11 protein-coding genes are annotated in these 13,477 nt (G+C 74.1%); 5 read left to right on the forward strand and 6 right to left on the reverse strand.

Annotated features, from left to right (window positions below; all coding sequences use genetic code 11):
• Positions 1-94 precede the first annotated feature (94 nt).
• The gene (pdxR, locus tag K7787_RS19980) at positions 95-1,501 is read right to left on the reverse strand and encodes a MocR-like pyridoxine biosynthesis transcription factor PdxR (RefSeq protein WP_169437619.1); all 1,407 of its coding nucleotides are present in this window, start codon (positions 1,499-1,501) and stop codon (positions 95-97) included.
• 47 nt (positions 1,502-1,548) lie between these two features.
• Here pdxR and K7787_RS19985 point away from each other — a divergent pair, with 47 nt between their 5' ends.
• Positions 1,549-2,130: a carboxymuconolactone decarboxylase family protein gene (locus K7787_RS19985; RefSeq protein ID WP_372456659.1), complete on the forward strand. Its 582-nt coding sequence runs from the start codon at positions 1,549-1,551 to the stop codon at positions 2,128-2,130.
• The gene (locus K7787_RS19990) at positions 2,127-2,570 is read left to right on the forward strand and encodes a carboxymuconolactone decarboxylase family protein (protein ID WP_223002417.1); all 444 of its coding nucleotides are present in this window, start codon (positions 2,127-2,129) and stop codon (positions 2,568-2,570) included. Before K7787_RS19985 ends, K7787_RS19990 begins: the two co-directional genes overlap by 4 nt.
• Positions 2,571-2,816: 246 nt before the next feature.
• Here the strand turns inward: K7787_RS19990 and K7787_RS19995 are convergent, their stop codons facing one another.
• Positions 2,817-3,773, reverse strand: a complete 957-nt coding sequence (locus tag K7787_RS19995; RefSeq protein WP_223002418.1) for a LysR family transcriptional regulator — start codon at positions 3,771-3,773, stop codon at positions 2,817-2,819.
• Between the two features lie 93 nt (positions 3,774-3,866).
• On the opposite strand from K7787_RS19995, the gene K7787_RS20000 reads away from it, so the two are divergent.
• Positions 3,867-5,546 (forward strand): MFS transporter, encoded by a 1,680-nt coding sequence (locus K7787_RS20000; protein ID WP_247721098.1) that lies wholly within the window; start codon positions 3,867-3,869, stop codon positions 5,544-5,546.
• A gap of 170 nt (positions 5,547-5,716) precedes the next feature.
• On the opposite strand, the gene K7787_RS20005 is transcribed toward K7787_RS20000, so the two are convergent.
• From K7787_RS20005 to K7787_RS20020, 4 genes are all read right to left on the reverse strand, one after another.
• Complete coding sequence (locus K7787_RS20005) at positions 5,717-6,706, reverse strand: malate dehydrogenase (RefSeq protein ID WP_009190249.1); 990 nt, start codon at positions 6,704-6,706, stop codon at positions 5,717-5,719.
• A 579-nt stretch (positions 6,707-7,285) separates the two neighbouring features.
• Positions 7,286-9,373 carry a helix-turn-helix domain-containing protein gene (locus K7787_RS32295; protein WP_223002419.1) on the reverse strand — a complete coding sequence of 696 codons (2,088 nt, stop codon included), beginning with the start codon at positions 9,371-9,373 and terminating at the stop codon, positions 7,286-7,288.
• Between the two features lie 375 nt (positions 9,374-9,748).
• Complete coding sequence (locus K7787_RS20015; RefSeq protein ID WP_223002441.1) at positions 9,749-10,276, reverse strand: DUF3017 domain-containing protein; 528 nt, start codon at positions 10,274-10,276, stop codon at positions 9,749-9,751.
• A 319-nt stretch (positions 10,277-10,595) separates the two neighbouring features.
• Positions 10,596-11,450 (reverse strand): bifunctional methylenetetrahydrofolate dehydrogenase/methenyltetrahydrofolate cyclohydrolase, encoded by an 855-nt coding sequence (locus tag K7787_RS20020; protein ID WP_223002420.1) that lies wholly within the window; start codon positions 11,448-11,450, stop codon positions 10,596-10,598.
• Positions 11,451-11,817: 367 nt separating this feature from the next.
• Between K7787_RS20020 and K7787_RS20025 the strand changes: the two genes are divergently transcribed.
• Both K7787_RS20025 and K7787_RS20030 read left to right on the forward strand, forming a co-directional pair.
• Complete coding sequence (locus tag K7787_RS20025) at positions 11,818-12,411, forward strand: hypothetical protein (protein WP_019981644.1); 594 nt, start codon at positions 11,818-11,820, stop codon at positions 12,409-12,411.
• A gap of 145 nt (positions 12,412-12,556) precedes the next feature.
• Positions 12,557-13,348, forward strand: a complete 792-nt coding sequence (locus tag K7787_RS20030; RefSeq protein WP_223002421.1) for an FHA domain-containing protein — start codon at positions 12,557-12,559, stop codon at positions 13,346-13,348.
• Positions 13,349-13,477 lie beyond the last annotated feature (129 nt).

Genomic DNA, 13,477 nt, shown 5'->3' on the forward strand with positions numbered 1-13,477 from the left:
TTCGTTGTGGGCGGGGGCGGCGGGGGGAGGGGCGTGCGGTGGGGCGGTGCGTGGTGGGCTGGGGTGCGGTGAAGTGGCGTGCGGCCGGGGGTGGTTAGGGCAGGACCCGGCACAGGGCGTCCAGGGCCGCCGGCCAGCCGTGGTCCGGTGGGGTGCCGTAGCCGACGACCAGGGCGTCGTCCGGGGCGGTGACGGCGGCCAGTTCGTGGCGGAAGCGGGCGAGGCCGTAGAGCGCGAGGCCCTGCCAGGCCGCCGCCTGGACCACCGTCGGCTCGGCGCCGGGCGGCAGCGGCAGGACGGCGTGCAGACCGGCCGCGATCCCCGTGGCGCGGAGGTGGGGGGCGTGCGCGGCGAGCGCCGCGACGAGGGCGTCCCGGCGGCGACGGTAGCGCAGCCGGGACGCGCGCACATGCCGGTCGTAGGCGCCGGAGGTCAGGAACTCCGCCAGCGTCAGCTGGTCCAGCACCCCGCAGGTCTCGGTGGCGCCCTTGGCCTCGGCGGCCTCCCGGGCGAGGGACGGCGGCAGTGCCAGCCACGCGAGGCGCAGCCCGGGCGCCAGGGACTTGCTCGCCGTGCCGAGGTAGACGACCTGGTCGGGCGCGAGGCCCTGGAGCGCGCCGACCGGCTGGCGGTCGTAGCGGAACTCGCCGTCGTAGTCGTCCTCCAGGACCAGACCGCCGGTGCGGCGGGCCCAGTCGATGACGGTGGCGCGCCGGTCCGGCCCGAGCGGCACCCCGAGGGGGAACTGGTGCGACGGCGTGAGCAGGACCGCCCCGGCGTCCCCGAGGCCGGCGGTGACGGTGCCCTGTGCGTCGAAGGGCAGCGGCCGGGTGCGCAGCCCGGCCCGGGCGAGCAGGTTCCAGTGCACGTCCAGACCGTAGGAGTCGACGGCCACGGTGGTGGCCCCGCGGCGGCGCAGCACCTCGGCGAGGATGCGCAGCCCGTGCGCGAACCCCGCGCAGATCAGCACGTGGTCCGGGTCGGTGCGCACGCCGCGGGCGCGGGCGAGGTAGCCGGCGAGGGCGGCGCGCAGTTCCGGCAGGCCGCGCGGGTCGCCGTAGCCGAGGGCCTGGTTCGGGGCCGTGGTCAGCGCCCGGCGGGCGGCGCGGAGCCAGGCGGCGCGCGGGAAGGAGCCGAGGTCGGGGGTGCCGGGGCGCAGGTCGTGGCGGGGGCGCGGCTGCGTGCGGGCCGGGTGCGCCGGACCGGCCGGCGGGGCCTGGGCGAACGGCGCGGCGGGCGCCGTCGCGGCGACCCGGGTGCCTGAGCCCTGGCGGGCGGTGAGCCAGCCCTCGGCGACCAGGTCGGCGTAGGCGTCGGCGACCGTGTTGCGGGCGACGCCCAGGTCGAGCGCGAGGGCGCGGGAGGACGGCAGCCGGGTGCCGGGGGCCAGCCGGCCGGTGCGCACCGCCTCGCGCAGCGCGTCGGTCAGCCCGCGCCGCACGCCCGGTCCGGTCGGTTCCAGGTGCAGGTCGACACCCAGAGTGGCCCACGTTTCCACCATGGAAATGGACCATACTCCTGGGCTGCTTCGCGCCTAGGGTCGATTGCGTGACCACGACGAACAAGACACCGAACACAGCACCGGACACAGCACAGGACGCGGCATCGGACACCACGGCGAACACGACTGCGAACGCGGCGGCGAAGACGGCCGGGTACGCGCCCGAGCGGGCGCCGCGGCTGGAGTGGGCCAAGCACGCCCCCGAGGTCTACAAGGCGATGATCCGCCTCGACACCGCCGCCAAGCAGGGCCTGGACGCACGGCTGTACGAACTGGTGAAGATCCGCGCCTCGCAGCTCAACCACTGCGCGTTCTGCCTCGACATGCACACCAAGGACGCCCTCGCGGCCGGTGAGAGCGTGGAGCGGATCGTGCAGCTCAGCGCCTGGGAGGAGTCGCGGCACTTCTACACGGAGAAGGAACTGGCCGCGATCGAGCTGACCGAGGCGATCACCGTCCTGACCGACGGCTTCGTCCCGGACGAGGTCTACGACCGGGCCGCCGGCCTGTTCGAGGAGGCCGAACTGGCCCAGCTGATCGCCGCGATCACGGTGATCAACGCCTGGAACCGGTTCGGCGTGACCACCCGGATGACGCCGGGCCACTACCGGCCCGGGCGGCACGCGTGAGCCGTTCCCCACTGCTGGACCAGAAGGTCTTCCAGGCGATGCGGGCGGTCAGCGCGGCCGCCAAGAAGGGGCTCGGCGACCCGGTCCTCGCCGAGCTGGTCATGATCCGGGCCTCGCAGGTCAACCACTGCGCGTTCTGCCTGGACATGCACCTCGGGATCGCCCGGGGCAACGGCGAGTCGGAGGACCGCATCCAGCTCCTCGACGCCTGGGAGGAGGCCGAGGGCCGCTACACCGAGCGGGAGCGGGCCGCGCTCGCCCTGACCGAGGCGGTCACGGTGCTGACCGACGGCTTCGTCCCGGACGAGGTGTACGAGGCGGCCGCCAAGCTGTTCGACGAGACGGAACTGGCCCACCTCATCTCGCTGATCACCGTCATCAACAGCTGGAACCGGTTGATGGTCAGCCGCCGGGTGCCGCCGGGCGGCCGGCAGGCGTGAGGGACTGAGTCCCTGGGGCGGGTCCTGGGCGGGGCCCGGGCGGGTCCCCTGGCGTTCTCGTCCCGCGGCGGGCCCCCTGGCGGTCTCGTCCAGGGGCGGGTGGCGCGGAGGGGCCGGTCGCGGGGCGGGGTCCCGGTGGCCGGGGTCTCGTTCCTCGGCGGGTGGCGCGGGGGTTCATCCGCCGTGGGAACGGGCCCGCTGAGCCGGCGTCTATCCGCCGTGGGAACGGGCCCGCTGGGCCGGCGTCTAGCCGCCGTGGGAACGGGACCACTGGGCCAGCGTCTCCCGGAAGCACTGCCGCAGCCAGGCGTGCGCCGGATCGGCGTCGTGGCGCGGATGCCAGGCCAGCCCCATCCCGAGCACGGGCAGGTCCAGCGGCACATCGAAGGTGACCAGCCCCAGCGCGGCGGCCAACGGCAGCCCCCACGCCGTGATCAGCCCCACCAGGTCGCTGTCGCGCAGCACGAACAGCGCGGCCGGGAAGGTCCCGACGGCGCCCACCACCCGCCGGGTCAGACCGAGTTCGGCGAGGGCCGTGTCCACGGGGCCGTGCAGCCGGCCGCGCCGCGACACGGACAGATGCTCGGCCGCTGCGTACCGCTCGGGCGTCACCTCACCGGTGAGCAGCGGGTGCCCGGCCCGTACGACGCCGACCATCCGGTCCTCGTACAGGTGCTCGGTGCGCACCTCGGGCGAGGTCGAGTCGATCACCCCGACCTCCAGGTCGGCGGTGCCCTGCCGCAGGAACGGCGCGTCCACATGGCTCTCGCCGAGGAACCGGATGCGGATGCCGGGCGCCTCCCGCGCCGCCCGCGCGAACAGGGCCGCGCCGCAGGAGGCGGGGACGGCGTCGTGGCACAGCACCGAGAACGTGCGGGTCACGGTGCGCAGATCGGCGTCCCGGCCCGGTGTGAACAGGGCGCGGGCGCGCTCCACCACCGCGCTCACCTCGGCGCGCACGGCCAGCGCGTGCGGGGTCGGCACCATGCGCCGGCCCGCGCGCACGAGCACCGGATCGCCCAGCGCCTTGCGGATGCGGCCGAGGGTGCGGCTCATCGCCGGTTCGGACAGGTGCAGCCGCCGGGCGGCGCCCTGCACGCTCTGCTCCTCCAGGAGGACGTCGAGGGCGAGCAGCAGATTGAGGTCGATGCCGGTGGGGGCCGGTGCGGGCCCGGCCGGCCCTGCGGATTGCGTCACGCGCATCTTTCCCTTGCCAAGATTGCACTGGAGTGCAGGTCATCTCCGAGCCTACGGTGGCAGGGCATCCCCCACCACACCGGTCTCCTTGGAGGAGCCATGCCTTCGCCTGCCCGAAACTCCGGCCTGCCCGCGGACTCCCGCACCCGGAACTCCCCCGCCGCGCCCCCCGGCGCCTCCCACGGCTCGGCCGCCGCCGCCCGCGCACCCGGCGACGGACCCGGCGGGGGCGGCGCCGGGAGCACGGCGGGAAGCGCCGCCGGGGGCGCGACCGGGAGCGCGGCCGAGGGTGCGACCGGGAGCGCGACCGGAGGCGCGACCGGGGCCGCCGCCCCGACGAGTGCGCTGAAGCGCGCCACGCTGCTGACCCTGTGCGCCTGCGTCCTGGTCGCCCAGAGCATGGTCGCCGCCATCAACCTGCTGATCCCGCAGCTCGGTTCGTCGTCCCTGCACCTGACGCACAGCGACATCCTGTGGACGGTCGACGCCTACGTCATCGCCTTCGCCGGGCTGCTCATCCCGGCCGGGGCGCTCGGCGACCGGCACGGCCGCAAGGGGGCGCTGCTCGCCGGGCTCGCCCTGTTCGCCGCGGGCGCCGCCACCAGCGCGCTGGCCACCGGCCCCACGCTGCTCATCGCGGGCCGGGGCCTGTCCGGAGCGGGCGCCGCGCTGATCACCCCGGCCACGCTGTCGATCCTGGTGCACCTCACCACCCCCGAACACCGCGCCCGCGCGCTGGCCTCCTGGACCCTGGCCATCGGCCTCGGCGGGCTGGCGGGCAACCTCGGCGGCGGGCTGATCGGCCAGTACCTGTCCTGGCGCGCCCTGTTCGCGGTGATGGTGCCGCTGGCCGCCGTACTCGCCGCGGCCGTCGCCCTCGCCGTGCCCCGCACCGCGCGGGCGGCCCGCGGCAACCCCGACCCGCTGGGCACCGTGCTCCTCACCGCGGGTCTGGTCGCCGTGCTGTTCGGCATCATCGAGGGACCCGCGTACGGCTGGGGCTCGGCGCGGATCGTCGCCGCGTTCGCGGCCGGCGCGCTGCTCGTCGCCCTCTTCGCCCGGCACGCCCTGCGCTCGCCCGCACCGCTGTTCGACCCGCGGGTCTTCGCCCGGCCCCGGCTGCGCGCCGCCACCCTCGGCACGGCCACCGGCTTCTTCGGCCTGTTCGCCCTGTTCTACGTCAACTCGCAGTATCTGCAGGACGTCAAGGGCTACGGCGCCGCCCTCACCGGAGTGGCGATCGTGCCGCTCACCGTCGGCATGGCGCTGGTGCCCAAGCTGGCCGCCCGCTGGCCGGACCGGCCGCGCCCGGTGATCGGCGGCGGCCTCGCGCTGATCGGCCTCGGGCTGCTCGGCGCGTCCACCGCCGACGCGGGAACGCCGTACCCGCTGTACGCCTGCTGGCTGCTGGTGATCTCCGCGGGCACCGGGCTCAGCATGCCCGCGCTCACCGTCGGCGTGGTCACCTCGCTCCCGCCACACCAGGCGGGGCTCGGCTCGGGACTCGGCACCTCGGCCCGTGAACTCGGCGCGGCCCTGGGCGTCGCCGTCACCGGCACGGTCCTCTCCGCCCACCGGGGCGCCCACGCCCTGTCCGACGGCATGGCGCCCGCCCTGCGCATCGTCGCCCTGCTGGTCCTGGCGGCGACGGCGGCGGTGGTCGCGGGCTACGGCCGGGACGGCGGACGGGACGGCGGACGGGAGCGGCGTACAGGACGGCGCAAGGGACGGAGTGCGGGACCAGGTACCGGGCGGGATGCCGGGCGGGGCGCGGCCTGAGCCGACCCTGCCCGGTGCGGCGCGCGAACGGCCACGGGCCCCGTTCCGGAGGATTCCGGAACGGGGCCCGTGCGGGCTCGCGACGAACACGAGCCGAGGCGTACGACCGTGACTGCGGACCAGTCCCGGACGAGGGCTCAACGCTCAGGAAGGAGAGCCCGGACGCGGTCTCAGATGAGGCCGAGGGAGCGGACCGCCTCGCGCTCCTCCTCCAGCTCCTTGACGGAGGCGTCGATACGGGTGCGGGAGAACTCGTTGATCTCCAGGCCCTGCACGATCTCGTACGTGCCGTCCTTGACGGTGACCGGGAAGGAGGAGATCAGGCCCTCCGGGACGCCGTAGGAGCCGTCCGACGGGATGCCCATGGAGACCCAGTCGCCCTCGGCGGTGCCGTTGACCCAGGAGTACACGTGGTCGATGGCCGCGTTGGCGGCGGAGGCGGCCGACGAGGCGCCGCGGGCCTCGATGATGGCCGCGCCGCGCTTGGCGACGGTCGGGATGAAGTCCTCGGCCAGCCACTTCTCGTCGTTCACGACCTCCGCGGCGTTCTTGCCGGCGACCGTGGCGTGGAAGATGTCCGGGTACTGGGTGGCGGAGTGGTTGCCCCAGATGGTCAGCCGCTTGATGTCGGCGACCGTGGTGCCCGTCTTCTTCGCGAGCTGGGTCAGCGCGCGGTTGTGGTCCAGCCGGGTCATCGCGGTGAAGCGCTCGGCCGGTACGTCCGGGGCGGCGGCCTGGGCGATCAGCGCGTTGGTGTTCGCCGGGTTGCCGACGACCAGCACCTTGACGTCGTCCGCCGCGTGGTCGTTGATGGCCTTGCCCTGCGGCTTGAAGATGCCGCCGTTGGCCTCCAGGAGGTCACCGCGCTCCATGCCCTTGGTGCGCGGGCGGGCGCCGACGAGGAGGGCGACGTTCGTGCCGTCGAAGGCGACGTTCGGGTCGTCGGTGATGTCGATGCCCTGCAGGAGCGGGAACGCGCAGTCGTCCAGCTCCATGGCCGTGCCCTCGGCGGCCTTGAGCGCCGGGGTGATCTCCAGCAGGCGCAGCTTGACCGGCACGTCCGCGCCGAGCAGCTGGCCGGAGGCGATGCGGAAGAGCAGGGCGTAACCGATCTGGCCGGCCGCGCCGGTGACGGTGACGTTCACGGGAGTGCGGGTCATGGCGTTCTCCGTATGACAGCTGGCGGTGGGGCGTCCCTGCCCCGGGGAGCTGGACCGCTCGTCCGGTTCGTGACCGTGTGCCGCCGCGATGATCGATCAAAGGTACGGATGATCGATCTCTTGGCGTCAAGAGAGATCCACCGGTCAGGCTATCGCGCATCCGGGATCACGCACCGCCCGGACCCTGTGGCCCGTCCCACAGAGTGAGCGGACGACGGCGGTCGGCCGCCACCCGCACGAGGTGGCGGCCGCCCGTCCAGGAGAGGTGGGACGAGGGCGGCCGCCGTATGGGGGTCACCGAAGCGACCTGACTTCCCGTGGGGGTGCCTGTCCGTCTGCCCCGCCGCGCGCGCCTCATGCACGGCTTAGGCCATTTCTTTTTCCGCTGCCCCGGATCTCACTCGCCACACCGGTGACGAGGTCGCCTCATCGGTGACGAGGTCGCCTCATCGGGTGAACTCCATGCGCTCCATGCGCTCCTGCCATGCCGGGGGCGATTCTGCCTCCGGGTGCACTCCTGCCGCGCCGGGCGCATTGCTGCCCCCGGGTGCACTCCTGCCGTGCCGGGCGCATTGCTGCTCACTGAGTGCACTCCTGACGGCCCGACGCCGCCAGGGTCACGCACGCCGTCGCCCGCGTCGCGTCCGTCACGGCCACCATCGGCGTGTACGCGATGGTGTCCCCGGCGGTCTCGACCGTGTCGCTCTCCTCGCGCGCACCGGCCTTGAACCGGACCCGGTCGCCCTGCGCGGCCTGCGTGATACGGCCCCAGGCCGCGCCGCAGGTCTTGCTGTACCGGACCTCGACGAGGGTCGTGCCGACGGTGATGCTCCGGGTCGTGGTCACCTGCGCACGGCTGCACCCCATGGCCTCGGCGTCCTTGCCGGTGCAGCCCGCGCCGACGCACTTCACTCCGGGCGGCGGACTCACGGCCGTACTGGCCGACGGGGACGGCGTTCCGCCCGCGCGCCCGGACTTGCCGCCGCCGATGCCGCCGGTGACGTAGAAGACGACGCCCATCACCAGCAGCGCGGTGACCAGCCCGGCGAGGAACATCGTCACCTGCCGCCGCAGCGGGGTGCTGCCGCGCGGAGCCTTCATCGGCTCGCTGCGCGGGGCCGGGGGGAAGGGGGCGTTCGCGCCCGGGGCGCCTGGGACTCCGGGGGTGCCTGGCACTCCAGGGGTCCCGGGGACGCCTGCGACTCCGGGGACGCCGGCGCCGAGGGGGCCGGCGGCGGCCGGGGCGTGCGGGCCCACGACGCCCGGGCCGTGGAGACCTGCGGGTACGACCCCCGCGCCCGGGCCGTACGGCTGCGCGGTGCCGGTCGCGTACGGGGCCGCCTGGGCGCCCGCCGCGTACGAGGTCGGGGTGCCGCCGCCCGGGGTGCCGGGCGTACCGGCCGTACCGCCGGGAGCCGTGGCACCGGGAGCACCGGGGCCCTGGGGGGCGCGCTTGCCGCCCATGGGGGCCGGGCCCCGATATCCGGCCACCCGCCAGGAGTTGCCCCCGGAGGAGGACGCGGCATCGGAGCCGGAGGCCTTGGCCCCCTTGTCGGAGCCGGACGCCGAACCGGACCGGGATGTCTTGTCGAGGCGGGATGCCTTGTCAGGGCGGGGTGCCTTGTCGGGGCCGGAGGCCGAGCCGGGGGTCGCGGCGGAGTCCGGGGCGGTGCGGGACGCGGGCGCCGTGGGCGTGCCGGTGCCGGTGGCGGGGGTGGAGCCGGGGCCGGAGGGGGAGGCCGGGGCCGTGTCGGAGGGGGTGGCCGGCGTGGCGTCAAAGCCCGAAGCCGGCGTGGCGTTCGACGTGCCACCGCGGCCGATGGAACCAGGACGGGAGGTCGGCGTGGCGTCGGAAGACGACGTGGTGCCGGAAGACGACGTGGTGCCGGAAGGCGACGTGGCGTCGGGAGCCGGCGTGGCGTCGGCGAGGGTGTTGGTGGGCGAGGCCGCCTCCGTACGGGTCCTGGAACCACCCGCATCCCCGGTTCCGCGCCCGGCCCCGCTCCCGGCGCCGCCCTTCCCGTCGTACCCGGGGGCGTCCTCGGGGTCGGTCCGGACGGCCCATGAGGCCCGCGCACGCGGCCGGGCGTCCTTCGGCTCGTCCCGCACGGCCCGTTCCCGCCCGGCGGCCCCCGTCCGCGCGTCCGCGTCGTCGGCCGTCGGCTGCAACGGCACCGTGGGAGACACCCCCGCGGGGCCCGCGATCCCGGGTACCAGCCGACCGGTCACCGCACCGCCCGGGGCCGCCGCGTCACGCCCCTTGCCGTCCCCGGTGCCCGGGCCTCCCGGCGTACCGTCCGCGCGGGGCCCGTCCGCCCCCGCCGCCCCGAACTCCCCGAGCGCGGCGCGGGCCTGGGATATCCGGATGGCCTCCATGGTGCGGTCGTGGCGCAGTTCCGCGCGGCTCCAGGCGCGTTCGGCCAGTTCCCACATGGTGGTGAGGTGGACGGGGTTGGCGCCGGTGACCTCGGCGAGGGCGACGACCGCGCCCTTGGGCGCGAGGAGCCGCCCGCCCAGGTACCGCTCCCAGGAGGTCTTGCTGTAACCCGTGCGGTCGGCGAGCGCGGCGACGTTCAGTCCGCTGCGGTCCACGAGCCGCCGCAATTGGCTCGCGAACTCCTTGACCTGCGGATCGAGTTCATCGGGCAAGGCCTTCCAACGAGGCATTGCTGCATCCCCCTCTTCCCCGATTACGTGCCGGCTCTTCCCCGCGCGCGCCCTTTCCGACGGGAACACGCGCCGATGCGCTGATTGTCCACGCTAATCCGTGTGGTCGAAGACCGGCCGCCGGACGACTCCGCCGCGGGGTCTCATTTTGTCAACACATCGACAGGAGTGGCCCCCTCCGCACGGCGCGGGTCCGGACGGGGGCGCTCCTGTGGCGAAGCGCGGACACCGTAGCGGAACCGTCACTTCCGTGCCACAGCGCACGAACAGCCGTTGAACAGCGGGTTCCGGGTGCAGGAAGGTTGGTCCCGGCGGCGGCCCGTCCTTACTCGGGGGAGAGGACGGGCCGCCGTCGCGGCGCGAACTAGACGCGAACTAGCTGTTGCGAACGGTGAAGTGCAACGCGTCGTCCAGGAACGGTATCTCCAGCCACGGCTTCGGCTGGGCCATCAGCGCCAGCAGCACGATGGCGACGCCGAGGACGCCGTAGGTGACGATGTCCGTGAACCGGGAACGGACGGCGAGCATGCCGACCCTCGGCAGCAGCCAGCGCAGCGCGGCGCCGCCGAGCAGCCCGGCGCCGATCAGCAGCAGCCCGACCCGGAACGCGTCCAGGGCGGTCACCAGCAGGCCGAGCCCGACCGTGATCAGCACGGCCAGCAGCGGCCACTGCCGGGCGGGCGCCGGGGCGTCGCCGGGTGCGGCCCGGCCACCGCCCTCGGGGCGGGCCGTGTCCCTGGTGAACAGCGGGAAACGGCGCGTGGCCCGGCGCGGCCGCCCTTCGGCGTCCGGCGCGCTGACCGGGTCCAGGACTTCGATCTCCGGCTCCTCGGAGTCCTTCTCCGCCGAGGGCTCAGAGTCCTTGTCCCCCGGGGGCTCAGAGTCCTTCTCCGTTGAGGGCACGGGGGCCGCACTCTTCTCCGGGGCTGCGGGGGCGGAGTTCTCCTCGGACTGCGGAGAGGCGGGCTCCTGCTCCGGGGCCGCGGGGGTCGCCTTCTGCTCCGGGGTCTCGGGGGCGGGCTTGCTCTCCGGGCGCGCGGAGACCGCCGCCTCCTGCTCCGGCTGGCCGGAGACCTCCGGTGAGGAGCCGGAGGCCGGATTCTTCCCGGGCTCGCCGGAAGCCGCCGCCGGTCCTCCGGCGGTCTTCACCGACCCTCCGGAGGCCCGCTCAGGTCCTCCGGCGGTCTTCGCGACGGCCCGCGCCCGGCGGGGGCCGCCCGCCTCAGCCGACACTGCGCTCCGCCGCCTCGACCACGTTGACCAGCAGCTGGGCCCGGGTCATCGGGCCGACGCCGCCCGGGTTCGGGGAGAGCCAGCCGGCCACCTCGGCGACGTCCGGGTGGACATCGCCGACGATCTTGCCCTCGGCGTTGCGGGAGACGCCGACGTCGAGGACGGCGGCACCCGGCTTGACGTCCTCCGCGCGGATCAGGTGCGGGGAACCGGCCGCGGCGACGATGATGTCGGCCCGCTTGAGGTGGACGGAGAGATCACGGGTGCCGGTGTGGCACTGGGTGACCGTGGCGTTCTCGCTGCGCCGGGTGAGCAGCAGAGGCATCGGCCGGCCGATGGTCACACCGCGGCCGACGACCACGACCTCGGCGCCCTTGATCTCCACGCCGTAGCGGCGCAGCAGGGTCAGCACGCCGTTGGGGGTGCAGGGCAGCGGGGCCGGCTCGTTGAGGACCAGGCGGCCGAGGTTCATCGGGTGCAGGCCGTCGGCGTCCTTGTCGGGGTCCATCAGTTCGAGGATGCGGTTCTCGTCGATGCCCTTGGGCAGGGGCAGTTGGACGATGTACCCGGTGCAGGACGGGTCCTCGTTCAGCTCGCGGACGACCGCCTCGATCTCCTCCTGGGAGGCGGTGGCCGGCAGCTCGCGCTGGATGGAGGCGATGCCGACCTCGGCGCAGTCGCGGTGCTTGCCCGCGACGTACTTGCGGCTGCCGGGGTCGTCACCGACCAGGATCGTGCCGAGGCCGGGCGTGACGCCCTTCTCCTTCAGCGCCGCCACGCGGGCGGTCAGATCGGACTTGATCGCGGCTGCGGTGGCCTTGCCATCGAGAATCTGGGCGGTCATGGTCCCATCCTCGCGGATGAACCTGTGCCGGTTCCAATCCGGGGGGCCGCTCGGCGGCACGCCCCCGCCCCCCCGCCCCCCATTCCCGCCACGTATCCCGCACCCGGCCCGTGCATGACCCGTGCATGACCCGTGCGTGGCCGTCGCGCGGCCCGTACGTGACTCCATGATCAGCGATGTTGCACTTGCACAACACATCGCATCACCTACGGAATGCGGCTGGACAAGTAAGCAGTCGGTCAAGAACGATGAACACAACAGTGCCGCGGGCAGCTCATCGGGGGGACGGGCCGCAATCTCTGTAGATCTCTCCTCCGTACGGTGCCGCGCGTCGTCCCCGCACTTGATCAACGGAGGAAACACCGCCATGAGTTACGGCGACCCGAACAACCCGTACGGCCCGCCCCAGGGCCAGCCCGGCTACCCTCCGCAGCAGCCGGGGTACGGCGCGCCCCAGCCGGGCCAGGCTCCCGGCTACGGCTACCCGCAGGCCCCGCCGATCGGCCAGCCCTACGGCTACGGCGCCGGTCCGCAGGAGATGCCCGGCCTGATGAAGACCGCCCGGGTGCTGCTGTTCATCCTGGCCGGTCTGCAGCTGCTCTTCGGCCTCATCGTCGGCATCCTGGCGGGCGCGGCGCAGGACACCTCCAGCGCCTTCGGCTCCGGCGACGACACCTCGGCCGCCACCGGGCTCATCATCGCCATCGCGATCGTCCTGCTGGCCTTCGGCGCCCTGTCGATCTTCCTGGGGGTCAAGTTCAAGACGGGCGGCACGGGCATCCGCGTCACCACGATCGTGTACTCCTCGCTGATGATCCTCGGCGGGCTCAGCAACCTCGTCCGGGGCGGCGGCGGCTCGGCCACCTTCGGTGGCATCATCTCGCTCGCCATCGCCGGCATCATCCTCGCCTCCATGGTGAACGGTTCGGCCTCCGCCTGGTTCAACCGCCCGCGCTACTGAGCGTTGGAACCACCGCCGAGTCCCACCGCGCAGTTCGCGCCGTTCATCCACAGGGCCGTGCCCCGCTTGTCCACAGGCGGGACACGGCCCTTGTGCGTCGCCCTAATCTGGAATCCGTAGCCGTACAGGCACGGGGAGACGCACCTTGTACAGCATCATCGTGGTACCTCCGCCGACCACGGAGGACGAACGAAACAGCGCCCAGATCCGGCTGGCGCCCGGCGACCGCCTCGCCTTCGGGCGCTCGGCCGGGGACAACGACCTGGTGATCCGGCACGACGGGGTGTCCCGCCGGGCCGGCCGCATCACCGCGCACGGCGCGTTCTGGATACTGAGCAACCTCTCCACCCGCCAGACCTACGTCGTGGAGAACCCGGAGGGCGCCGGCGAGCACATCAAGGTCGGGCCGGGCCGGCTGGACGCGCCGATCCCGTTCGAGTTCTCCCGGATCGTCCTGCCGGCGGCCGGAGACCTGCTGCCGATCGAGGTGTGGGCGCCCCGGCACGACTATCTGGACGGCGCGGACGGCCCGGACGGCGAACCCACCGCGCCCGCCTTCTCCGTGGACCGCGCCAAACGCTACTTCGCGGTCCTCGCCGCGCTGTGCGAACCCCGGCTGCGCGGCGACCCGCACGCACCGCTGCCCACCGTCGACCAGGTGGTCGACCGGCTGCGTCCCGTCTGGCCGGCCGCCTCCCGCGCCTCGGTCCAGTGGAACATCGACTACCTGGCCGTGAAACTCCGGCTGAAGCCAGGCCCCGACACCGCCGACACGGGCCCCCGCCTCAACGGCAAGAAGGAGACCCTGGTCTCCCTCGCCCTCCGCTTCGACCTGGTGCGAGAAACCGACCTCACGGTCCTGTCGGCCCCCCGGGGCACAACGGTCCCGGCCGGCCACGGAGCCCACGGAGCGCCCCGCCCCGAGGCGACCCGGTGACCGAGACGTACGCCGTCGTGGTACCGCGCGGCTACCGGGTCGGCGTATGGGAGGTACGCCGCCCTCTCGCCACGGGCGCCTTCGGCAGCGTCTACGAGGCCCGCCGCATCGACGACCCCCCACCCCCCA

Origin of the sequence: Streptomyces sennicomposti (genome assembly GCF_019890635.1) — a bacterium.
GTDB classification, from domain to species: Bacteria; Actinomycetota; Actinomycetes; order Streptomycetales; family Streptomycetaceae; genus Streptomyces; species Streptomyces sennicomposti.

Coding starts and splice junctions, on each gene's coding strand:
- K7787_RS20020 (WP_223002420.1), bottom strand. CDS start 11,450: ATGACCGCCCAGATTCTCGATGGCAAGGCCACCGCAGCCGCGATCAAG.
- K7787_RS20005 (WP_009190249.1), bottom strand. CDS start 6,706: ATGACCCGCACTCCCGTGAACGTCACCGTCACCGGCGCGGCCGGCCAG.
- pdxR (WP_169437619.1), bottom strand. CDS start 1,501: ATGGTGGAAACGTGGGCCACTCTGGGTGTCGACCTGCACCTGGAACCG.
- K7787_RS32295 (WP_223002419.1), bottom strand. CDS start 9,373: ATGCCTCGTTGGAAGGCCTTGCCCGATGAACTCGATCCGCAGGTCAAG.
- K7787_RS20000 (WP_247721098.1), top strand. CDS start 3,867: ATGCCTTCGCCTGCCCGAAACTCCGGCCTGCCCGCGGACTCCCGCACC.
- K7787_RS19995 (WP_223002418.1), bottom strand. CDS start 3,773: ATGCGCGTGACGCAATCCGCAGGGCCGGCCGGGCCCGCACCGGCCCCC.
- K7787_RS20025 (WP_019981644.1), top strand. CDS start 11,818: ATGAGTTACGGCGACCCGAACAACCCGTACGGCCCGCCCCAGGGCCAG.